Consider the following 23,048-nt stretch of genomic DNA (forward strand, 5'->3'; position numbering starts at 1 on the left):
CTCCGCTCCCTGTTTAATATTAGTTTTATCCATAATACTTAATTGAATCTTAATAAAAAATAGATATCTTAATACTTGCTGAATAGATCATATCTCATCGTTCAAAGCTGTGATCTCCGTCAATATCCCAGCCTGGTTTTCATGCCCTAGTGCTACCCCTAAAGGTTCAAAATAAGCAATAAGCGCAGGAAAAATTAATTGGCGATGTTCAAGTGTTGGATATCCGCCCGCGATTGCTAACGAAGAGTTCAAGGTTTCATTCACTAAATAGGGATTACTGATATCTGGATAAGATTCGATGCAGGCTTCAAAAGCTCTGGCCATTAACTCTGTCGGTTTAGCAAAATATTGCCCACCATAATGCTTATCTAACGCGACAGCCCGATTAACAAAATCATGGGTATCATCACCATCATGAGACAATAAAGCCACAGTGAATACCTGCTCTAATCGCTGATTTAATGGGTGCTTTATCTGGGAAACATCAGCCAACCAGCAACTACTGGCAAAAGAGTGTCCTACAGGGGAGGTGAAATAAGCTTTCGAGGAGATATAGTGGTCGAAAGCGTGCCAAAACTCATGTGCCAACGCCCCCGCTCCTGCATTCTTCGCTAAAGCTAATTCTCGATGTGCTGGAACATAGTGTGCTTGAACGCCTTTTTGCCCACCAGAACCAAATGCTAGGTTTAACGTTTGTCTTAACCCTAAAGCGTGGGGAGGCAGCTTAAGGATAAAAGCAAGATCGGCTAACGAATCAAAGATGAGGTTAGCGGCCTTATCTCGCTCATCTTTTTCGACCCAACGGCCAAGCCGAATATGGTTTAACCCAAAGGTGTGTTTAATATCGTTAAAACTAACCTGTTCACCGAAGCGATAATCCGGCCCCTCTCTTCGATACTCTTTATGTTTTAACACTCGGCTCTTCTTACTTTATTTGCACTAAAGTTTACAGTTTATTCAGCAAGGTTAATTGCTCTCGTCACGTACTCTAATATAGTAATTCTTAACAAGACAATCTAACAGTTTCTCACTCTTAATATATTTAAACTTGCCGCGATATACACTAGATTACAGCTCATGTTATTGACCCCAGAAATGTTCAAGTAAATACGACTTCCCACACAGCGCGATTGTCATTTTATATGATGATACAAGATATGTAATCTCAGCTATCAAGAAAAGCCTATTTCTGACATAATATCGCGCAGAAAATAGCTAGTTATGGCTTGCCCCGAACGCATAGGAACTATAGATGACGCAGATCACCCTACTTACTCCCGATGATTGGCACCTTCACTTCCGTGATGGTGATATGTTACAAGAAACCGTTCCAGCAACAGCCCGATTATTTCAGCGCGCCATTGTTATGCCGAACCTGCTGCCTCCCGTGACTGATGCAAAGTTGGCAATGGCTTACCGTGACCGTATTCTGGCTGCACGTCCACAAGGGTCTAACTTCGAACCTTTGATGACCATTTTCTTAACCAATGACACCAGCAAGCAAGATATTATCGATGCTAAAGCTGCTGGCGTTGTTGCTGCAAAGCTCTACCCTGCCGGTGCGACCACCAACTCCGATGCAGCGGTAAAAGCCCTTGATGCACTGTTTCCTGTATTTGAAACCATGGCTGAACAAGGCATGTTATTGCTGGTACACGGTGAAGTCACCGAATCACATATTGATATCTTCGACCGTGAAGCCCTGTTTATCGAACGCAACTTATCACGCATCGTTGATGCTTTCCCAGCTCTTAAAGTCGTGTTTGAACATATCACCACGAAAGAAGCGGCTGATTTTGTCATGTCAGCATCTGAAAATGTCGCGGCGACGATTACACCGCAACACTTATTGCTGAACCGTAATGACCTGTTAGTGGGCGGCGTTCGTCCCCACAACTTCTGTCTACCGGTTCTTAAGCGCAGCACCCACCAAGAAGCCTTACGCGCAGCCGTTGCAACGGGATCGAGTAAGTTCTTCTTAGGCACCGATTCAGCCCCTCATGAGAAGCATCGTAAAGAGTCTGCTTGTGGCTGTGCGGGTTGCTACAGTGCTTGGAGTGCTCTGGAACTGTACGCCCAGGTATTTGATGATTTAGGTGTGATTGAGAAGCTTGAAGGCTTTGCCAGTACTCATGGCCCTGACTTTTATGGTCTGCCAAGAAATACCAGTACAGTGACGCTTGTAAAAGAGAGCTGGACGGTACCGAGTGAGATAATCTTGCCAAACGGCAACCCAATTGTGCCCTTCTTCGCCGGTGAACAAGTCAACTGGAAAGTGAAGTAATACCAATTACGACACAATTAGACCAACAAAAAAGCCTGCAATTTGCAGGCTTTTTTATGCTCATAAGAGTCATTAACGAATAGCTGAAACCAGATAGTCGATAATCGACGGCGGCTGAGGCGTGCTAAGCTGCAAATCAAATAAGGATGTCGGCTTAATCAATAAGTTTCTTTCAACCATCTCATTGATAGTCGGTAGATCCAACAACCCTGCTTTACCCACCAATAAATTATCGAGCGGCATGGTTTTGCTTAGACTCACAATATCTCTAAACCCTTTTAGGTAAAGATAATCTTTAGTGAATCCACCACCACGGTACACGCGAGTCGTTAAGGTAAACGCATCATCATTACTTACACCATATTGGTGAACCAATGTCTGATAGGTACTGGTGAACTCTCTTTGCTGTAGCATCAAGTTAACGGCAATAACCCTAAGTGCCAAGATCTTCAATCGACTTAGCGTCAGGTTACCCGAACAGTATTCACTGTAAATGGCTAAGCCTTCTTGAGCTTGAGTGTTACCCGTTAGGCCTAATGAGAACACCTTCAGATCTTGGCGCTTAGCATTCACAGTCGTCAGCATATGTACGCCTAACTCATGATAAGCAAATGCCACTAACTCTTTGGCTGTAAACACGGCATCTTTGTTGATCAGTAAGCTGCCTTTATCATTATCAACCATGGCTTTAGCAACGATTCGAGAAGACAGCTCTATTTTACAATTAAAGCCCCATTCGTTAGCTTTAACCCGGAAATAATCAACTGCATACTCTGCCGAATGTAACTCAGTTTCCTCTTCACCTTCAATCATAGGTGCACGCAGAATAAACTCAGCATTAGCCAAATCATTCTTATCGGGCTCACCATAGTATTTCAATGAGTTGTAAACAAAGTTATCACTGCCAATCGAAGAAATAAGCTCAATCTTCGTCGCCAAATTATCGATAACATGGCGATATAGTTGCTGAATATCGGCATCCATCACACCTTCAACAGGAAGCTTATACAGCTGCTCCCTGAATTGATAAGGATTGATATTCAACTGCTTATAATTAAATTCAGGTGCAACAAGCCCTTTCTTACTAAAGAACTTCTTCCGTTCACTGCCAATATTAACTGGGTTAATAAATTTCAGTGTCTCTACACTTCGACAAAGCGAATATAACTGCTTGTCCAAGTTAAGAATGTCAGGTGCCAATGAAGAGGAAAGCAGATCCACATTTCTCACTTTTTTACGCTTACCAAAGCGACGCATAAAGTGAGCGGCAGTTTCTGAAATAGCGTGTTTAACACCCGCCTTTAACTCTTCAAGAACAAGGGGATACACCTCTCCTTTGCTCTCATCCATGAACACCTTCTTCACCTCAACAGGTAACACCAATGTATTGTCGAAGTGAGCGTTAATGTGAGCAATTAGATAACCGCGTCCCTGAAAAACTTCATCAGTCGCCGCCCTAACATCTAAGTTAGGCAGGGTTATCTTATTTAACTCGCATTCAAAATGCTGGCAGATCGAGCCCCATCGCTCAACATCAATCTGACCTGAGCCGATATTAAACGTCGGCGTGTCCTTTTCAATCCGTTGATGATTGTATGAGTGCATATCGAAAATGATGCTGTTATTAAACATCATCTCTAATCGCGTAATAATGGCTTCCAGCACATTATAAAATGACTCATGCTTAGCATGGCTAAACGCCCTTTGCTTAGGCGATAAGGGCTTATCCCAAACTTGCTTATTCCATGCAGTTTTATAATAAGTCGACAAGGTTTTTGCACGATTGAGATCATATTCAAAGCGTGAGTCATTTCCGATCAAGACGATAGGAAATGAAGAGACTAACTCATCGGTATAAGGGTCTTCTTCATAAAACCGTTCATCTTTGCTCAGCAAAAAAGCTTTTTTGAGATCATCTCTTAATCTGTGACCGTTATGAATCGCGGTACAGACCATAGGGGAGTACTCGTCGATTTTGACGATGAATGCACCGCCCTCAACTTCAGCTTGAAAGCACTCACCCTTTTTGATTAACTCAATACACTCAAATTCAGATAACGTGAGCATCGTCAATCGCCTTTCTGAATTCAGTCTTACGCTGACTTAGCACTTCTTTAGCGTTAACAACGCTTTCAACGAAGTCGATAACCTTCTTTTGCAGCTTAACGTTATTCAGTTTGTTAATACGCATGATCCCACCGGGGCTCTGTACGTTCACTTCAATCAACTTCTCACTGATAACATCAATACCAACAAAGAACAGACCATCTCTGACCAATTTAGGACCGATGTGCTTACACAAGGCTTTCTCATTCTTGGTCAAAACATGCTTAACAACACTGCCACCAGCATGGATGTTTGAGCGCACTTCGTTTTGTGCAGGAATACGCTTCATAGCGCCAATAGGCTCACCATTTAGCATGAGAATACGCACATCACCAGCATCAGCACCCTCTACATATTCTTGTAGAATAACGTAGTTGCCGCCCTTGCCACTGTTGATGTAAAACTCAAGTAAAGAGTGAAAACTCTTTTGAGCGTGCTTCTCAACTAAAATAACGCCCTGACCACCGTAGCCATCAAGTGGCTTCATGATCATCTTGTCAGTTTTAGATTCTCTTAGTACTTCTTCTAAGTACTCAGGGGTTTTAGAAACATGAGTAACAGGAATAAATGCGTTAGTTGGATCGTCAAATGAAGCGGTATACAGCTTATTATTAGCAATACGTAAACCGTCAATATCATTCATGATGAACACTTCATCGCGAACTGAATCTAAAAAGTTAAGCGCGATTGGATTTAAAGGCGGATTAGCACGCATGATAATGGTGTCAAAACCCGCTAACGGCAAACGTGACTTTTTAAACACTGCTCTTTTGTAAAAAGAGACGATGTTATTCGGCACAGCTTCATCTTTGCTGAATATTTGACAAAAAGCACTCGCCTCAGAATCTCTCATGGTTAAGTTATCTGGCGTAGTCAGCGCAACAGTATGGCCTCGAGATACACACTCATGGATCATTCTTAAGGTTGAGTCTGTTTCAGGCTCAACACTGCTCCATGGATACATCAGAAATAAAATGTTCATTACAAATTCCTTTGATAGCGAATGCTCTAACGATCTTTGCCACATAAAGGCTTAGTGAGTAACTAGAGGATTCAAATACATTACATAGTGATTGAGATCTCAAAAAATAGGAGACTGAAACAATCGGATTTTAATTAGATTTAGCTAACGCAGGGCTAGATAAGGCCGCGTAATTTACACCAAAACATTAACTTAAAATACTTATAAATTAATGCGTAACTAGATAAAAAAAATAACCCTGTAACTACATGTATTAAATACAAAAAAACCTTGATACAAATGTACAACAAACATTAATCTTTGGAGAACTTCAATAAACACCACCCATTAATACGACTCATTCGAATTAGCGTGCCGTGATTCAAGGCTCAACAAAATTGAACTCTCAGGGATGAAAGGGTAAAATTGCACAACATTCGTCCCAACTTCCTGCCCTCATAGCTTAACGCTGTTTAGGCTAATCACTATAGATAATACCATGCTCTCCTCTGAAAACTGTTTTACCCATTTTAAAGAGTCTATCGACGATCTAGCCTTACCTGAACATTTCACTTTTCCTTTTTATTACGAACCTCATCCCTTATGTTTAGTGGCGGTAAAAGAGCTCCAAACACACCTGAATACACAAACACAATGGCAGCATAATTTCGGTCATACAGGCGATGAAGACTCAGCGATTGGTAAAATGTTCGGGGTTTTAGTGGTGCAGAATAGTCTTGGCGAAATAGGCTATTTATCTGCATTTTCAGGAAAAGTTGCCGACCAGAATCTGCTACCTAATTTCGTTCCGCCAGTATTTGATATGCTGACTCAAGACAGCTTTTTTCTCGCCGGGCAGAAAAAGATAAACGCCATTACAGAACAAATTAATCAGCTAAGCGCCAATCCACAAATTGCGCAACTCCAGATTCACTTATCCAAAACTCTCAATACCGCAGAGATTCAAATTGAAGCTCAAAGACAGAGCGTCATTGAGGGGCGAAAGACACGCAAAGTACGCAGAACAGCCGCTAAGGCTGAACTTAATGAAGCGCAATTGATTGCGTTACAGCTAGAACTGAGTAAAGAGAGTGTGCACGATAAAAATCAACTAAAGGCACTGACTCTTCACTGCAACGAACAGGTTTACTGGGCAAAACAACAGTTAAGCCAATTAACTGATGCAATCGAACAGCTCAAAAGCCAGCGAAAAGCCTCGTCAGCGGCTCTACAGCAAGCATTATTTGAACAATACCAGTTCTTAAACATCTTAGGCGAAAGAAAAAACTTAGCGGAGATTTTCAAGGGAACAGTTCACCAAACCCCACCGGCAGGTTCTGGCGAATGCGCCGCCCCAAAATTGTTACATTACGCCTTTAAACAGGGCTTAACACCCATAGCTATCGCCGAATTCTGGTGGGGAAGCTCTCCTAAATCAGAAATCAGACAACATAAGAATTTTTATGCCGCCTGTCAGGGAAAGTGCAAACCTATTTTAGGCCATATGCTTGAAGGAATGACCTTAGATGAAGATCCATTACTGACCAACCCTGCGATTGGCAAAACCATCGACATCATCTATCAAGACAGTGAGATGGCCATCATCAACAAACCGCCTGAGTTTCTGTCGGTACCGGGGAAAAACATTCAAGATTGTGTATATTCTCGCATGAAGCAGCAATTCCCTAACGCCACGGGCCCCCTTATTGTTCATCGACTTGATATGTCGACATCGGGATTGATGGTCATCGCCTTAACCAAAGAAGCCAACAAAAGCCTGCAGGCACAATTTATCGCTCGCACGATTAAAAAACGCTATGTCGCGCTACTGTCGGGTTTGCTTGAACAAGACGAAGGAATTATCAACCTGCCCATGCGCGGTGATTTCGACGACAGACCTAGACAGTTAGTCTGCTTTGAACATGGCAAACCCGCAGAAACGAAGTGGCAAGTTATTAGCCGTAAAGATGGCAAAACGAAGGTCTATCTATCCCCTAAAACAGGACGAACCCATCAACTTAGGGTTCATAGTGCCCATGTTCAGGGATTAAACATGCCTATAATCGGTGACGATTTATATGGCATAAAAGCCAATAGATTACACTTACACGCTGAACTCTTAGTGCTCAACCACCCTAGCACCAAAGAGTTAATGACCTTTAGCGTTGAAGCCGAATTCTAAAATTGAACGAAGAGATGCTGTAGCAAAAAAGCATCTCCCCTTCCACGATAAACGTGTATTGCCATAATCCACGTTTATCGATTTATTCTCGTTTCATTGTCGTTTTTTTATTTTTTACTATTCTAGCCATCACGCATATTGTTACTCTGATGTTACCAATAGACAGAATTGAGTAACCATGAAGACATTAATCACTCCACTCCTCTTTTTACTTTGCTTTTTCTCCCTTCAAGGCGTGGCAGAAGTACTGCCTTTAGAACACTTTGCCAAACCAGCTCAATTCTCTAACATCAAACTTTCCCCTAACGGTGAATACTTTGCTGCAACGGTACCCAAAGAGGACACCAATGTTTTGATTGTCGTTGAACGCAAGAGTAAAAAAAGATTAATAGCCTACGGCTTTGGCCATAAAGAGTACATTGGAGACTTTTATTGGGGCAATAATGAACGTCTGGTCTACACCAAACAGTATGAGGTTCAAGGTAGAGAGAGAAAGTTCTATAGAGGTGAGATATTTGCCGCCAATATAGATGGTAGCAAACGAACTCAATTATACGGCTATAGCCAACAAGGAAAATCAGCGTCTAAACGCGGTGAAAATGCTTGGGGCTATATCGCCCAGATGCTCACCAATGATGACAAACATATTCTTATTCTCTCATCAAAGTGGAACACCGACAGAGACTCATCAGATAAAATTTATAAGGTAAACATCTACAACAAAAAAAGAACCCGAATTGCGACAACACCAATGGGGAACATAAGCGTAGTCACCAATATTGATGGCATTCCCGTTATCGCCAAAGGTAAAAATAGTGAGGGTGAAACTAAACGGTTTTTCTACACTAACGGCAAGTGGCTAGAGATCAGTAAAAAAGACCCCCTTTCAGATTACTCATATAAGTCATTAAGCAATGACGGCAAACTTCTTTATATGAGCAAAGCGGTAAATGACGGTACTTCAGGCTTATATCAATATAACTTCGACACCAAAGAGATTGCATTACTTTTTAATCACCCAGATGTAGATATCAACGCCTATGTCCGCTCACCAGATAGCAGAAATATTGTTGCCGTTGAAACCATGATGGACGGCATGCAATACCATTATTTAGATGATTCGCATTTTAGTAAGATTCATCAACAAATCTCAGCCAGTTTCCCAGATGCAGACATCAGTATCAGAGCTAACAGCATCGATGATGAAGAGATGATAGTGAAAGTCATCACAGATAAAAACCCAGGTGATTTTTATCTGTATAACCAAAAGAAGAATACGATAAATTATCTGTTAAGCGCGAAACCTTGGATCTATCCAGAGCAGATGAAAGCAAGAAAACTTATTCATTTCAACGCCCGTGACGGTCAGAAAATCTATGGCTATTTAACGCTACCTAAAGCCAATAAGACTCCACACCCACTCATCGTTGATGTTCACGGCGGCCCATATGGACCGCAAGATAAATGGCACTATAACTCGAGCGCTCAAATGTGGGCTAACAATGGGTTTGCCGTACTACAAATAAACTTCAGAGGTTCTGGTGGCTATGGCAAAGATTTCAAAAAAGTCGCCTATTTAAAGCGCAGCACTTTGATTCAGGAAGACATTATAGACGGTACTAAATGGGCATTAGCCTTAAAGAATATCAGCGATGATAAAGTCTGTATTACTGGTGGCAGTTTTGGTGGTTACGCCTCTTTAATGTCCCCCCTTATCGAACCTGAACTCTACAAGTGCGCAATCCCAATGTATGGCGCCTATGACCTTCTTTATCAAATGAAAAATGCTGACTACATGGACGGTAGCTCTGTCTCAATAGGCGCAATGGAAAAATATGGTGATAATGAAGAACACTGGCGTAAAGAGTCGCCACTGACTTATATCGACAAACTACAAACACCCTTAATGATCGTCACTGGTGGAAGAGATAAACGCGTCCCCCCACAGAGTGCTTTTAACCTTCAAGAGGCACTCGATCAACGTAACAGCAGCTATGAGTGGCTTTATAAACCAAAAGAGGGGCATGGATTCGTCAATATCGAGAATAAGATTGAGCTCTACCAAAAGAGTCTGGCCTTTGCACGTAAACATATGCAGTAATCGCGAACCAACCAGCAAGAAGCATGTTTAATTGGTATAAATCGTGGTGGGAACAAAAACCGACTCAAAGTAAAAGGTAGATAAAACCCCGACTCCCGCCTCTATAAGGCGGGAGTCATTATGTTGTCTAGCTCCCAAATCTCAGCGTAAAAGATGTCCAGTAAATCTGTATTCCATTACTATCTGCTACTTTTTTTAAAATGTCAGGTCAAGAGTTGTATGAAAGCTGTTTCCATCGCCACTGTTTTGCTATTAACGTTAGGCTTAAGCGGATGTATTACGTTCCCAACAGATGACTCTAACCAAGTCAACGTTCTCTGGGATGTGTCAGAGTCTATAAGCCAATGTGAGCATAAGGGAACAGTCATAGGCTCTCAAGGTCACTTTTACGATTACTGGCTCCATGCTGACCGAGATATGGTGTGGGGAACACTCAATGAGATGCGCATTAAAGCCGCATTGCTTGGCGCTGATACCATCTATCTATATCGCCCTTTAGGGTTCACCGGCTCTGTGACCATGATGGCTAATGCTTATAAATGTATCAACATCCAAAAAACAACAACAGAAAATGCAGGTAGTTAATACCTGAGGTTGCCTCCTTTGGTTTATAGCTAAGTCACTTGAAAATGCAGAATAAATAGCATTTATTCCCACTATAAGTGGGGCTTTTAGTTATTTAGCTGTCGAAATGATATATTTGAAGCTTGCAAGATTTGCGGTTAGCATAGCGGGTACTGTTAATTTTTTGACCTATTTAAAGGGGATTTTATGTTAGGTGAAAACCACTCTCTTATCCACGAGTTTCCCGAGCACAAAGATCTCATTGTGATGCTTTCCCAAAGCAATGAATCTTTTGCAAAACAAACCAAAAAATACAATGCGCTTGATAAAGAGATTCGAGAACTCGAATTAAATGGCGCTCCCATTGATGATGAAGCGATGCATCAATTAAAACATGACAGGGCAGTATTAAAAGATGCTTTGTACCAGTGTCTAGTCGCTGAAAAACAGTAATCAAGCTTGCTAACTTAAAGTCTAGAGCCAAAGTATCGAGCAAAAGCCTCGAACAGTAGACAATGAGCCAGAATACACTGGCTCTTTAATTTTTTGACTATTCCAACCCCGCTATAAGCGAGCCGTATTCACTGCCATACAATATTACTTTTTGAGCTTTATATAGAGTTCGCCATCACGTACTTGAATGTCTTCAACACCATCAGCAAACGCATTCCAAAATCCAGAATCACCAAACTCGCCGACTAAATTAACCCTTTTCATATTCCCTAGCCAAGCATTCGGAATAGGCACGCCCATCAAACTAACCCCAACTAAAGCCACTACAGGGCGGCGATTTTCGTCAAGATGAATATCAATACCTGCATTCACTCTCAAGATCTCACCCGGCATAAAAGGAAAGTCTTCTGGGATCGGAACTAATATTTTTGCGCTGGTAAGATTATCAGAAAAATCGATGGCCACCCGACGAGCAAAATCAGGGTTATTGCCAATCATCGAATTGACCTCTTTCTCACTAAAGCTCACCTGACGCTCCCCATCTAACTCCTGATACGCTTCAGGTGTTAACTCATCCATGTCAGACTTAGCGACTTGTGTCGTATCAGTTTTCACGCCACTTATCGACTCTCTTTGAGCCGCTTTGGTCGAACTCGCATTGGTCTCTGGCTGCCAACCGAGTTGATGCAGTTTGTTGTCTAGCTTCAACTCTTCCTTCACATTTAATGTCACAGGAGTCAGTTCAGAAGGGAAAATATAAGTCCGGACAACAAAAACAGTAATCCCAACAGTGAGCAGTATCGTCACCAACACAATCAGCAAAACCTTCACACCGGAGAGACCTCTCTGATAAGCCAATCCTGTACTTCTGTTCGAGATCCAAGTGTGCATTTAAGTTCCTCTGCCCTCTTATAAAATTAACACCATGGTAACCTCGTCACTAAAGAAAGGACAGTGAAGTGCTATCCAACGACATTTCAGGCTAAAACGACAATGCAGATAAGCATAATGGGGCACATCTACATATTCAGTGTCGATTTCGAAAACGGCTAGATAGTTCCCATTATCTCCTTTTGGGTTCTAGGTTAATGGGGACTTTGAGTATTTTCCAAACTTCATTTAGATTAGAGTCGAGCTTGAATCCTTATAGTTAGACTGCGTCGTGGGTCTCCAACAAACACCTAGGCAAGGAGGACTGCTCGTCTTCATCCTCCTTGCATCCACCATGACGCCCGGGCGAAGTTGTCATCCTTTATTAAGCAGAGAAGGTCGGGCTTCGCCCTGCTAGGACGGCACTGCGTGCCTGCGAGGTCGTTCGCAAGCTCACTGCTAGGACGCTTCGCTTACGGATAACAGAACGCTGCGCTCACGGTAAAAGCCAAACTGAGCATCTGCCATTGCCGTCATCCTGGGCTTGTTCCGGGATCCATTCTTTTGAACTTAAGCGATTAAGGGCGCTTAAATACCAAGATAAAAGCTACTCACCACGGAGAACACGGAGGCCCACGGAGAAAGGCAACGGCCAATAGTAAAGATGATACAAAACTACCAGACAAAAAAGCTGGCTAGCCCCCTTTCTATAGTACATGAGTCTACTCATCACCTAAAAACAGTTAATCTTCATACATTTCAATACAATACACTCTATCACATTGAATACCATAGAATATGTAGGGTATTCTTTAGCCTATAAGGGAATGTAGGAAGGACTCTAGTCTCACAAGAGAAAGTCAAAATGCGATAAGCAGATGACAAGAGACACCGCCGTTCAGGGAAGAAACTAGCTCGCCGCTCATGTATCCAAGACGCAAAGAGTAAGCCAGTCATTTACGCTTCACGCAAGCGACTGATTTAAAACAAATTCCCCTATCTATTTATCACGAAATTGTGACGAATATACATATCCAGAAAACACTAAATCAGCTAGATTTAACAATAGTAGCCATGTTACTTCTGGTTAATAAGTTATTTTTGGTTCACCAGGAATAAAATGTCTTCTCTACAAACCCCTATCATTGAGTATTACTCGATTTATGATGTTGATGTTAAAGAAGAAAGCTGCCATAAAGTCGAACTAGCTTCGCATGCTGATGGTGATTTACTTAAACTGTTGAAAAAAGTTGCAGCGAATACTCGGACGAGTAGCTCAAAGAGGCAAGCTACATTTGGATTAAGCTCTCCAGTAAAGTTAGCGCTAGAAAAAGTTGTTAACAATGAAAGTAGGGAACTACATAGTGAAAATATCGCAAAAATTCTACTTGATGCAGAGGTAATATATGGCAAGAAGATGGAGCGACTAAAGAAAGAGCTTAAAAAAGGAAGCTTAGTTATAACTATTTTTTCAATGGGCTCAATTAGATTATTAATGTTGTCAAAAATAGACTTTGAAAAGTTTCTTGAAAAAGATACTTTAAAAAGCACATTAGGCTTACCTGAAGAAAAAGCATTATTAAAATCTTGCCTTATTGAAATTGAAGATAACAACATGAAAGATGGTATCTTACTTGCTGATTCTAATGGTGCTATTGCAAGATACTGGTGGGACGAATTTTTAAAGAGTAATTTAACATATACCGATAAAGAAAATACTCAAAAAGCATTTAGCACACTAGAACAAGCCATATCTAAAGTTAAAAATGACTCACCAGAAGATCATCGAGATCTAAGAAATAACCTAATTTCATATTTTAAAACATCTAAATCTTATGATCATGAAGAAATGATCGAACGCGTTATTGGGAATTTCGAACCTCAGAGCACTCAGGTTGATATGAGTAGTATTAGAAAAAAATTGGAGAGTATTCCAGAAAAAGCCAAATTCGATGGTAATTTTGAGATTGATGTTAAAGAAGTTAGAGCTAAAGCGAAAAAAGTATATGATTTAGGTAATGATATAGAGCTAACTACACGTTCTGGAACCGATAACATATACAATATAAGTAAAGGTGAAGATAATTACGTAGCCGTGAGAGTGAAAACAAATAACAATGAATTCAAAAGCATAGAGCTATAGTATGAATATCGTAAAGGAAGTAGATGAAAGAGTAGATCTATTTTCAGTATCGTGGTTATTTTTAGGAAACACTAACATTCAAGAAGTTGAAAAGGAAATTTTCAAATATAACTTCCTATCTAATAACCATGAAGTTACATTTATTTTTTATCAGAACAACTCAGTAATACACGAATCAAACAGCTGGGGGGAACTAAGTTCAAAACTAAACCCATTATTATGGGATCACGATGAAAAGCTAAAGGTGTCCTGTACTTTTGATAAAACAACTGTCACAGGCCTGATAATAATCGATCAGAAAGAATTTATAAAAACATTACCAAAATCAACAAGAAAAATAATAGAATTCTGGAATGAGACACTCTTAAACAACAAGAATATATCAATCTATAATAATAGCATTATTGATATTAAACTATCAACCATTGATAAAAAAAGAACAAAACGCCTATTTAGTGATTTAGAAATTTGCAACACCATTTCTATTACACCGGAGAACCTGTTCTATTTTGGAGAACAACTAAAAAAATCAGAACTAAGTCTACTTCACCGACATATAATACAAGTAACATCACTATTCTGTTTAAAAGTATTTTGTTCGAAGTTTAGAGAAAATCCAGATGCTCAATTTATTTTCGAAGGTTATAATAGTTATTCAATAGAAAACCCTGAAAAAAATAAACTCGTGGATGTAGCTGACACTTTATACACTATTTACCAATGGATATTCTCTGACTCAAACACATCTTCCAAACTTGGAATATTGAGAAATTTAGTATCACTTTCAAACACTAATGATTTCAGAACTTGCTTCTCACAAAATCTATTAAAGTCATTATTTTCAAACCATCAAGTATATATGAAAGAGAACATAAAACAGTACTTTGAAATTAAAAACAAAGTAACTGAGTTCATGTTTAACTTACTAAATAAATCTTTTGACATATATGACCAATACAAAATAACATCACGAAATACAGCTTTAGCAGTACTCTCATACTTTTTCACTGTTATTGTTATAAAGTCTATCAGCAAGCAGAAAACGGATGTTTTATTTTCACCAGAAATCGCTTCTATTTCAATAGTCTTTATTTTATCTGCAATTATATATGTTTTTATGATTCACTCCGATCTAATCAAGAAAAATTCAAGTATTAAAATAAGTGTAAGTGAGCTAAAAAGTAGATACGAACAAATATTATGTGAAGATGAAATTGAAGAGATTTTTAATAGTAAATCATTATCAAACTCATTGAATGATAATTCTACAAACAACTATCACCTCTATGTTGTCGGTGTACTATTCGCCATTCTTATTTGTGTAATCTATTTTTCAATTTCAAATTTAGGTTTAGATTTTTTTGTAAAATTAATTATTTATTAATAGACTAAAAGACAGGACGTATACGGTCACATTGAGTTTAGCAATCTCAATGTCCTGTTTTTTTGCTTCAGGTTAGCGTTATTCGATAAATAACCCTTCACAGCATGGCATAGGTCGCGGTCTTGCGACTTTATGTAGAAAAGGCGGGACAGGCATATCTTTTGTTTTCTCAGTCAGTCTTCAACTAGTTTTTGATTTACCTCCATCTTTTCCTCCGTGAACTCAACAACGTCCTTGTTTAACGGCTAGCTCGCCAATCCTTGGCTCTCTCTCATAAGCTAATGGCTTCGCCATATTCGCTGTAGCGAAGCACAATAACGTCCCTGTTTAATAGCCAGTTCTACAGTCCCTGTATCTCGTTCATAAACTTATGGCTTCGCCATATTCACCGTGGTGAGAATAGCTTTGTTTTTTTACAAGAAAGAATGGATCCCGGAACAAGCCCGGGATGACGGCAATGACAAATGCTCAGTTTTGCTTTTACTGTAAGCCAAGCGTTCCTGTAGCCGCAGGCTATTCCGTGAGCAACGCGTTCTGTATTCAAGTGAGTCGCCCTTCTTCACTTAAATTTGCTAACTATTAAAAAAGACAGGACACCCACATCTTTTTCACCATAAAATAGCCTTAGTTTTCCCTCCATCTTTTCCTCCGTGTAGCGGAGCCTCCGTGGTGAGAATAGCTTTGTTTTTTACAAGAAAGAATGGATCCCGGAACAAGCCCGGGATGACGGCAATGACAAATGCTCAGTTTTGCTTTTACTGTAAGCTAAGCGTTCCTGTAGCCGCAGGCAATTCCGTGAGCAACGCGTTCTGTATACGGTCGCCTCCATTTTTACTTAGAAGCGAAGCGCACTAGCAGTGAGCTTGCGAACGACCTCGCAGGCACGCAGTGCCGTCCTAGCAGGGCGAAGCCCGTCCTTCTCAGCTTTAATATTCCGTGAGCAACGCGTTCTGTATTCAAGTGAGTAGCTCTAGCATCTCAGCTTTAAACACCAAGATTAAAGCTATTCACCACGGCGAATATGGCAAAGCCATGTGCTAATAAGCGAGAGCTAGGGATAGCGAACTGGCCGTTAAACAGGGACGTTGTTGGAACACGGAGGGCCACGGAGAAAAGCAACAGCCAAAAGGTCAATGTACTTTAAGCCTTTATCTGTTGAACTTACCGAAGCGAAGCGCTCTAGCAGGGCAAAACCCATCCTTCTTCGCTTCACCTCCATCTTTTCCTCCGTGAACTCCGTGTAGCGAAGCCTCCGTGGTGAGAATAGCTTTGTTTTTTACAAGAAAGAATGGATCCCGGAACAAGCCCGGGATGACGGCAATGACAAATGCTCAGTTTTGCTTTTACTGTAAGCGAAGCATTCCCGTAGCCGTAGGCTATTCCGTAAGCAACGCGTTCTGTATACGTTCGCCTCCATTTTTACTTAGAAGCGAAGCGCACTAGCAGTGAGCTTGCGAACGACCTCGCAGGCACGCAGTGCCGTTCTAGCAGGGCAAAACCCATCCTTCTTCGCTTCACCTCCATCTTCACCTCCATCTTTTCCTCCGTGAACTCCGTGTAGCGAAGCCTCCGTGGTGAGAATAGCTTTGTTTTTTTTACAAGAAAGAATGGATCCCGGAACAAGCCCGGGATGACGGCAATGACAAATGCTCAGTTTTGCTTTTACTGTAAGCTAAGCGTTCCTGTAGCCGCAGGCTATACCGTGAGCAACGCGTTCTGTATTCAAGTGAGTCGCCCTAACAACATAAATTTGCTAACAAATCAGGTATTGACATTTTCTGGCAATCTTAGAATATAAAGCACGTTATTTAACAGCGACCTACTTTAAGCAAGGACACCTATAACAATGAAAAAATCCTTAATCGCTATCGCATTAACCAGCACTTTTTTGGCTAGCTGTGGCACATCAGATACAACCAATGCAGACATTAAGAGTACTGAAGTAGAAAAGAAAGTGACAGTAGCCAGTTCAAACAAAGCTGAACTCGGTAGTTTTGGTGTCGATTTAACGGCGCGTAACGAGGCCGTTAAACCTGGCGATGACTTCTTTATGTATGCCAGCGGCACTTGGTATGACAACTACATTATGCCAGCGGATAAAACCCGCTTTGGTGCATTTACAGGCTTGGCAGAGCGCAGTGAGAAGCAAGTTAAAGCCATCATCGATGACATAGCCAGTCGTAGCGGTCTTAACGCTGAAGAGCAGCTGATCGCTGATTTTTATCAAGCCTACATGGACACTGATACCGCCAACAAGCTAGGTATCACGCCAATTCAAGCCAGCTTAGATCAAATTGCAGCCATTAAATCCACCGATGATTTAACCAAGGTATTCGGCGGTGCATGGCTCACTGGTGCCACCTCGCCTATCGCTGGCGGCATGTGGTTTAACCGCTTAGACCCGAACCAGTATGAGATGTCTATCGGGGCTGGAGGATTAGGACTACCTGACCGTTCATATTACCTTGAGGACAGCGAGCGTTTTGTTAACATTCGCAGCGCTTACGTTGAGCATATCGCCGAAATGCTTGCCTTTGCAGGTATCAAAGACGGTAAAGCCCGTTCAACGGCAATTTTAGCCTTAGAAACCAAGATGGCCGAAGGTCAATGGCCGAGAGAAAAACGTCGTAACCGCGATCTGACTCTTAATCAGGTAAAGCGTGCAGATTTAGCTAAGCAATACCCTGGATTTAACTGGGATCTTTACTTCGCAGAAACAGGTTATCAAGTACCACAGCTAAACGTATCTCAACCTGATCCAATCAAAGCCATGATCGCATTGACCAAACAACAACCTTTAAATGTTTGGCAGGATTACCTCACTTTCCACACGATTAGCAACAACGCGAGTTTATTGTCTGAAGATATCTATACCGCCAACTTTGCTTTTAATGGCAAAACATTAAACGGACAAGAAGAGCCGCGTCCGCGTTGGAAGCGTGCGATTTCAGAAATGTCTGATACCCAATCATTGGGCTTCGCTATCGGTAAGGTCTATGTCGGTCGTTACTTCCCTGAATCATCTAAGCAGCAGATGGCTGAGTTAGTTGAAAACCTGCGCACCTCTTTAGGTCAACGTATCGATGGTCTCGACTGGATGGGCGCAGAGACAAAAGTTAACGCGCACGCTAAGCTTGCCGCTTTTACGCCTAAAATCGGTTACCCAGATGTGTGGAAAGAGTTTGATGGTTTAACCCTGACCAATAAAGATCTTGTGGGCAATGTTCAAAACTTACGTCAGTTCTTTAAAGCCGATAGCATCGCGAAAGAGCTTGAGAAAACCGACCGTAATCGCTGGGGCATGACACCACAACGGGTGAACGCCTACTACAACAGCTCATTTAATGAGATTGTATTCCCAGCTGCCATCTTACAACCGCCATTTTTTGACCCTAATGCCGATCCTGCAGTTAACTATGGTGGTATTGGTGCTGTGATCGGTCACGAAATGGGACATGGTTTTGATGATCAAGGTTCTAAATCCGATGCCAATGGTATTCAACGCAACTGGTGGACTGACGCCGATCGCGCTGCTTTTGACGCAAAGGCCGATCGTTTGGCTGCTCAATACAGCAAATACGAGCCGATACCTGACAACTTCGTCAACGGTCGCAACAGTTTAGGTGAAAATATTGGTGATGTAGGTGGTCTATCCATGGCTTATCACGCTTACCAACTTAGCCTAAACGGCAAAGAAGCCCCTATCATCGATGGCCTAACTGGCGATCAGCGCTTCTTCCTTGCTTGGGCTCAAGTGTGGAAAGAGAAACGCACTGAGCAAAGCATGCTCAACCAGCTTCGTGCTGGCACCCATGCACCTGGTCAATATCGCGCACAAGCACCGCGTAACCACGATGCTTGGTACAAGGCATTTGATGTTAAGCCTGGTGATGAGCTTTATCTGCCAGAAGATCAGCGTGTACGCATCTGGTAAACCCCTCAGTATTTAGCTACTAAGCGAATAGTTAAAATGCCAGTCTGTTGACTGGCATTTTTTATTAAACAGGATAAAACCCAAAGCAAAACTTAACATATCGAACTACCAAACACACAAAGTAAAGACAGTAAACCTACCAGCCAACAAGTTAGCGATACAAAAACCTACCAAAACACCGCTATCGAATCAATCTGTTACATCAAAAGATAATAAATAGAGATAAAAACGAGCTTTAAGAGGTTTGTTAACTATCCAACACCCTATTTGATGATTTATTGGTCAGCACGGGGAGTGAGTGCTGTCTAAACAATGACCTTAGCCAATGAACTGAAAACAAAAATAGATAAATTGATGGAGGTATTAAAGTGAGAGATACATATCGCAACTTATACGGTGCTATAGCCTTATTACTCTTTTCTGCTCAATCTACTGCAGCAGATAATGACGTTATCACGCTCGATGTTCGCTTTCTTGTAGCAGCACAAGATAACGAGGGAACAGATGCACAAGCAAATGATGCCGCACTCAGGGAAGGTATAGACAAATTAAATGTAAGTTACCTGCCTATGGGAGTGCAGTTTAATCACAAAGACACGGTTTATATTACTAATGAAGATGTCCCTGGTTTTCACGACCCTGAAAATGGTTGGGACTACGAAGGAGAGGAGTTAGTCAGACCTTTCTTCGCGCTCGATAGCTACAACATACTCGTGACTGAACTCAGACGGGTTAATGGTCACGCTTGGTGGCCCTATGAAGCAACCGATGCGGTCGAAGTCGACCCAGTCGATCTGGTTCGTACCACTCCTGCCCATGAAATAGGCCATAACCTCAGCATAAGACACACTTATCAAAGTAACAGTAATGGCCCGATCTCACTGCTTGCAGGTGAAATGGGGTGGAAATATGGCGACCATATTATTGATACACCGCCGGATCCCGACAGAGATGACCTCATTGAAAACTGTGTTTATAACGGCGATGTTGTCGATGATGAAGGCGTACTCTATGCCCCTGACGCCATGAACTTTATGAGCGGAGGCAGCAACAGATGCCGAAACCGATTTTCACCTCAACAGCAAACTCGCATGTTAAGCCTAATCTCCACTGACAAATACCACCTTTATGATAAATATGGTGATGGGCGTACCGTGCCGACTTGCGCTAACTCGACACAAGTCATTCAATATCCTCATCACGAAGGTTTTAACGTCAACGAGGCTGTGGCCGAAACACCTTGGGTTCAGGATGTTAAAAACAACCGCTATAACTGGCGGTTTGACAGCGACACCTCATCATCACGCACCGGAGCAGATGAACCTGTAGAGGGTCACAGCTTTATCCACGTAGACACCAGCAAGATGGATGATTTTATTAGCTATGGTGATCATGTTGCCATGCTCAGCCCTTGCTTTGATTTAACCACTAAGAATACACCAACACTAGATTTCTCCTTCTCCATGTATGGTGAAGATATGGGGACTCTGTCAATTGAAGCCACACTCGATAATGGTCAAAATTGGCTTCCACTCTGGCAGATGAGCGGCCAGAAACACACAGATGGAGACTGGGAACAAGTCAGTGTTGATTTAGAGGAGTACGCCGGACAGAAGGTTCAGCTACGACTTGATTATCAAGTCAAAGGGGAAAAAGGTGACGCATCAATAGATAGCATTCAGCTCAATGCCCAATCACAAGATAAGGTCTTCACCAGTAAAACATCTGACGACGTTGACGAAGATGCACAAACCTTCTCATTTACCCTACAAAGGGAAGGCACGGTAACTGGCGAAACATCCATATTGGTCGCCACTGAAGATCTAACCGCCATTGCAGGCACTCATTATGAAGCCATTAACTCACATGTGATGTTTGCCGCTGATGAAACCACTAAAACCGTAACCATCAATATTTTGGACAACGATGATCTAGCTGGTGATACTCAGTTCAATATCATACTGTCTGGTGGTAACGCCCCTATCGATAACCCGCCTTTAGTGGTCACAATTAAAGAGGATGAAGCACCGAATGTTGCACCAGTAGCCAGCTTTACCGTTAATGCTCAATATAACGTGGTTAACTTTACCAGCACCTCCATTGATGAAGATGGTGAGCTAGTTAGTTATCAATGGGATCTCGGCGATGGTCAAAGTGCCGATACCGACACTTTAAGTCACACTTATGCTGAAGACGGCGAGTATACGGTAAGCTTAACGGTTACCGATAATGGCGGCCTTTCTCATACCAGCACACAAACTGTTTCGGTATCAACAGAACCAGAAAAACTAAAACCTGTGGCGGTGATCAAGCATGTGGATCTTTGGTTTGTTCATCTGTTTGTGTCGCTAAGCTATGATGAGGATGGCTATATTACTCGCCATAGATGGAAGTTTAATGATGGCAGCCGAGCATCGGGTCTTGTCGCCATCAAATTTGGCTCTCGAGCATCGAAAGTGAAACTTATCGTGAAGGATAACGATAACCTCAAAGGCCGAGCCAAGCTTAAATTTAGATAATAAACGTGTAGATATTTAAACGTTAAAAACCAGTATCAACATAGGTTAATACTGGTTTTTTATTCCATCGGCTAGCAGAGTTTACTAAACAGCAACCTGGTTATCACTCACCACTGCAGCGACTAAGACGCACTATGATCTCTTTGTGCTCAGGGTACAGTTCTAACAATGACTCTTGGCTAAACAACTTAAAATCTTCAAACGTAAAACCCGGTGAAACCATGCAACCAACTAACGAAAAACCCGGCTGGTTCATTGCTGAGCCAAAAATAGAGCCTTTAGGCACTAAAAATTGCGGCCTTTGCCCCGCAGCTAAATCTAACCCTAACTGAGCAGTGGTTAACGTCCCTTCTTGATCAATCATGTAGATCGTGAGTGATTCTCCAGCATGGAAATACCACATCTCGTCGGCGGTCAAACGGTGAAAGTTTGAAACTTCGCCTGTACGCAAGAGGAAGTAGATACTGGTCCAGAGCGCCCGCTTATCATCGAACGACTCGGCAGAGCGATAAGATGAACAGTAATAGCCTCCTTCAACATGTTGCTCTAGTTCTAAATGCTGGATAAACTCGTCGGCCGTCTGCATATGAATACCTTTCAGATTATAAAGTAGGATTGATCTTAAGGCCGAGTATACTTAAAAACTGAGTGTTCGAATGAGACAATCGTGACAATTTTACAATCACCAACAATCAACTTTATTGCGCCTGTACCATCACGTTCAATGCTGTCATTAATTGCTCCATTTTCTGATGATTATCACCATCAGGATGAGGAGCTGAAAATCGACCTGAATCATTGTCAAAGTACTCACCTGAGTGGGTTGAAAACTGCTCCTCTAGTGCTAGTTTAGTCAAAATATTTGCACCAATATTGATGTCTCCCCCTGCAACCCCAAATCCTTCCTGCACCATTTTACTGGCGAGCATAGAGCCTGGGTTAACGGCGATAATGACGGGACCACTCTCGCCTAGTAATTTAGCCAGATGCGCTGTCCACATGGTAATTGCCAGTTTACTCTGGGCATAAGCATCCATAGCAGAAAGCTGAGTGTTACCAAGCAACGCATCTATCTCCACTGCGGATTGCGCTGCAGAAGAGAGATTAATAACGCGACTCTCGGTACCCATCATTGGTAATAATTGCTTGGTTAATAAGTATGGAGCGATAGTATTGACCACAAACCTGACATCAAGCCCCTCTTTCGTCATTGGTTGATCAACTTTAAATACACCTGCATTGTTGATAATCACATCTAGGCTGGTGTGCAGTAATTGAATCTTTTTGGCCATCGCCTTTACATCGGCAAGGTCTGAGAAATCAGCCAAGTAACACTCGATAGTGCCTACATTGGGCAACTGCTTAAGTTGATTTTCAACTTGCATCAGCTTCTCTGCATTGCGCCCATGTATTAATAAATGATGGCCTTTTGATGCCAGCATTTTTGCTGTCGCTAACCCTATGCCATCTGTCGCACCGGTCAACAGTATTGTCTTACACATAGAAACTCCCTTTATTCATATTAAAGTAACGACTGATCTATCTCG

Annotated in this window: 15 protein-coding genes; 9 read left to right on the forward strand and 6 right to left on the reverse strand. The window is 41.9% G+C overall.

Annotated features, from left to right (window positions below):
* Nucleotides 1-87 precede the first annotated feature (87 nt).
* Nucleotides 88-915 carry a CLCA_X family protein gene (locus tag FN961_RS04750; protein WP_143563405.1) on the reverse strand — a complete coding sequence of 276 codons (828 nt, stop codon included), beginning with the start codon at nucleotides 913-915 and terminating at the stop codon, nucleotides 88-90.
* A 337-nt stretch (nucleotides 916-1,252) separates the two neighbouring features.
* Between FN961_RS04750 and pyrC the strand changes: the two genes are divergently transcribed.
* On the forward strand, nucleotides 1,253-2,284 hold the full coding sequence (gene pyrC / locus FN961_RS04755) for a dihydroorotase (protein ID WP_143563406.1): 1,032 nt from the start codon (nucleotides 1,253-1,255) through the stop codon (nucleotides 2,282-2,284).
* A 72-nt stretch (nucleotides 2,285-2,356) separates the two neighbouring features.
* Here pyrC and FN961_RS04760 read toward each other — a convergent pair whose 3' ends face one another.
* Together FN961_RS04760 and gshB are read right to left on the reverse strand one after the other, a co-directional pair.
* Nucleotides 2,357-4,351 (reverse strand): flavohemoglobin expression-modulating QEGLA motif protein, encoded by a 1,995-nt coding sequence (locus FN961_RS04760; protein ID WP_143563407.1) that lies wholly within the window; start codon nucleotides 4,349-4,351, stop codon nucleotides 2,357-2,359.
* On the reverse strand, nucleotides 4,335-5,372 hold the full coding sequence (gshB, locus tag FN961_RS04765) for a glutathione synthase (protein ID WP_143563408.1): 1,038 nt from the start codon (nucleotides 5,370-5,372) through the stop codon (nucleotides 4,335-4,337). The genes FN961_RS04760 and gshB overlap by 17 nt, the downstream gene beginning before the upstream one ends.
* A gap of 478 nt (nucleotides 5,373-5,850) precedes the next feature.
* On the opposite strand from gshB, the gene FN961_RS04770 reads away from it, so the two are divergent.
* The 4 genes from FN961_RS04770 (at nucleotide 5,851) to FN961_RS04785 (ending at nucleotide 10,651) form a co-directional block, all read left to right on the forward strand.
* Nucleotides 5,851-7,533: an RluA family pseudouridine synthase gene (locus tag FN961_RS04770; RefSeq protein WP_143563409.1), complete on the forward strand. Its 1,683-nt coding sequence runs from the start codon at nucleotides 5,851-5,853 to the stop codon at nucleotides 7,531-7,533.
* 178 nt (nucleotides 7,534-7,711) lie between these two features.
* Nucleotides 7,712-9,634, forward strand: a complete 1,923-nt coding sequence (locus FN961_RS04775) for an alpha/beta hydrolase family protein (RefSeq protein ID WP_143563410.1) — start codon at nucleotides 7,712-7,714, stop codon at nucleotides 9,632-9,634.
* A gap of 219 nt (nucleotides 9,635-9,853) precedes the next feature.
* Nucleotides 9,854-10,219, forward strand: coding sequence for a DUF4156 domain-containing protein (locus FN961_RS04780; protein ID WP_143563411.1), 366 nt, complete (start codon nucleotides 9,854-9,856; stop codon nucleotides 10,217-10,219).
* A gap of 186 nt (nucleotides 10,220-10,405) precedes the next feature.
* On the forward strand, nucleotides 10,406-10,651 hold the full coding sequence (locus FN961_RS04785) for an HP1242/YdcH family protein (protein WP_143563412.1): 246 nt from the start codon (nucleotides 10,406-10,408) through the stop codon (nucleotides 10,649-10,651).
* 144 nt (nucleotides 10,652-10,795) lie between these two features.
* Here FN961_RS04785 and FN961_RS04790 read toward each other — a convergent pair whose 3' ends face one another.
* Nucleotides 10,796-11,542: an arginine N-succinyltransferase gene (locus tag FN961_RS04790; RefSeq protein ID WP_143563413.1), complete on the reverse strand. Its 747-nt coding sequence runs from the start codon at nucleotides 11,540-11,542 to the stop codon at nucleotides 10,796-10,798.
* A 1,099-nt stretch (nucleotides 11,543-12,641) separates the two neighbouring features.
* Between FN961_RS04790 and FN961_RS04795 the strand changes: the two genes are divergently transcribed.
* From FN961_RS04795 to FN961_RS04810, 4 genes are all read left to right on the forward strand, one after another.
* On the forward strand, nucleotides 12,642-13,664 hold the full coding sequence (locus FN961_RS04795) for a nucleoid-associated protein (protein WP_143563414.1): 1,023 nt from the start codon (nucleotides 12,642-12,644) through the stop codon (nucleotides 13,662-13,664).
* A 1-nt stretch (nucleotide 13,665) separates the two neighbouring features.
* Nucleotides 13,666-15,048, forward strand: a complete 1,383-nt coding sequence (locus FN961_RS04800; RefSeq protein WP_143563415.1) for a hypothetical protein — start codon at nucleotides 13,666-13,668, stop codon at nucleotides 15,046-15,048.
* 1,846 nt (nucleotides 15,049-16,894) lie between these two features.
* Nucleotides 16,895-18,982 carry a M13 family metallopeptidase gene (locus FN961_RS04805; protein ID WP_143563416.1) on the forward strand — a complete coding sequence of 696 codons (2,088 nt, stop codon included), beginning with the start codon at nucleotides 16,895-16,897 and terminating at the stop codon, nucleotides 18,980-18,982.
* A 368-nt stretch (nucleotides 18,983-19,350) separates the two neighbouring features.
* On the forward strand, nucleotides 19,351-21,501 hold the full coding sequence (locus FN961_RS04810; protein WP_143563417.1) for a PKD domain-containing protein: 2,151 nt from the start codon (nucleotides 19,351-19,353) through the stop codon (nucleotides 21,499-21,501).
* A gap of 103 nt (nucleotides 21,502-21,604) precedes the next feature.
* On the opposite strand, the gene FN961_RS04815 is transcribed toward FN961_RS04810, so the two are convergent.
* Together FN961_RS04815 and FN961_RS04820 are read right to left on the reverse strand one after the other, a co-directional pair.
* A complete protein-coding gene (locus FN961_RS04815; RefSeq protein ID WP_143563418.1) occupies nucleotides 21,605-22,087 on the reverse strand; it encodes a cupin domain-containing protein in 483 nt (160 codons plus the stop codon).
* Between the two features lie 112 nt (nucleotides 22,088-22,199).
* The gene (locus FN961_RS04820) at nucleotides 22,200-23,003 is read right to left on the reverse strand and encodes an SDR family NAD(P)-dependent oxidoreductase (protein ID WP_143563419.1); all 804 of its coding nucleotides are present in this window, start codon (nucleotides 23,001-23,003) and stop codon (nucleotides 22,200-22,202) included.
* Nucleotides 23,004-23,048 lie beyond the last annotated feature (45 nt).

This window comes from Shewanella hanedai (genome assembly GCF_007197645.1).
Classification (GTDB): Bacteria; Pseudomonadota; Gammaproteobacteria; order Enterobacterales; family Shewanellaceae; genus Shewanella; species Shewanella hanedai.

Bases quoted from the DNA above. Each gene is read 5' to 3' on its own strand.
- pyrC (WP_143563406.1), top strand. From the start codon at position 1,253: ATGACGCAGATCACCCTACTTACTCCCGATGATTGGCACCTTCACTTC.
- FN961_RS04760 (WP_143563407.1), bottom strand. From the start codon at position 4,351: ATGCTCACGTTATCTGAATTTGAGTGTATTGAGTTAATCAAAAAGGGT.
- gshB (WP_143563408.1), bottom strand. From the start codon at position 5,372: ATGAACATTTTATTTCTGATGTATCCATGGAGCAGTGTTGAGCCTGAA.
- FN961_RS04770 (WP_143563409.1), top strand. From the start codon at position 5,851: ATGCTCTCCTCTGAAAACTGTTTTACCCATTTTAAAGAGTCTATCGAC.
- FN961_RS04775 (WP_143563410.1), top strand. From the start codon at position 7,712: ATGAAGACATTAATCACTCCACTCCTCTTTTTACTTTGCTTTTTCTCC.
- FN961_RS04780 (WP_143563411.1), top strand. From the start codon at position 9,854: ATGAAAGCTGTTTCCATCGCCACTGTTTTGCTATTAACGTTAGGCTTA.
- FN961_RS04785 (WP_143563412.1), top strand. From the start codon at position 10,406: ATGTTAGGTGAAAACCACTCTCTTATCCACGAGTTTCCCGAGCACAAA.
- FN961_RS04790 (WP_143563413.1), bottom strand. From the start codon at position 11,542: ATGCACACTTGGATCTCGAACAGAAGTACAGGATTGGCTTATCAGAGA.
- FN961_RS04795 (WP_143563414.1), top strand. From the start codon at position 12,642: ATGTCTTCTCTACAAACCCCTATCATTGAGTATTACTCGATTTATGAT.
- FN961_RS04800 (WP_143563415.1), top strand. From the start codon at position 13,666: ATGAATATCGTAAAGGAAGTAGATGAAAGAGTAGATCTATTTTCAGTA.
- FN961_RS04805 (WP_143563416.1), top strand. From the start codon at position 16,895: ATGAAAAAATCCTTAATCGCTATCGCATTAACCAGCACTTTTTTGGCT.
- FN961_RS04815 (WP_143563418.1), bottom strand. From the start codon at position 22,087: ATGCAGACGGCCGACGAGTTTATCCAGCATTTAGAACTAGAGCAACAT.
- FN961_RS04820 (WP_143563419.1), bottom strand. From the start codon at position 23,003: ATGTGTAAGACAATACTGTTGACCGGTGCGACAGATGGCATAGGGTTA.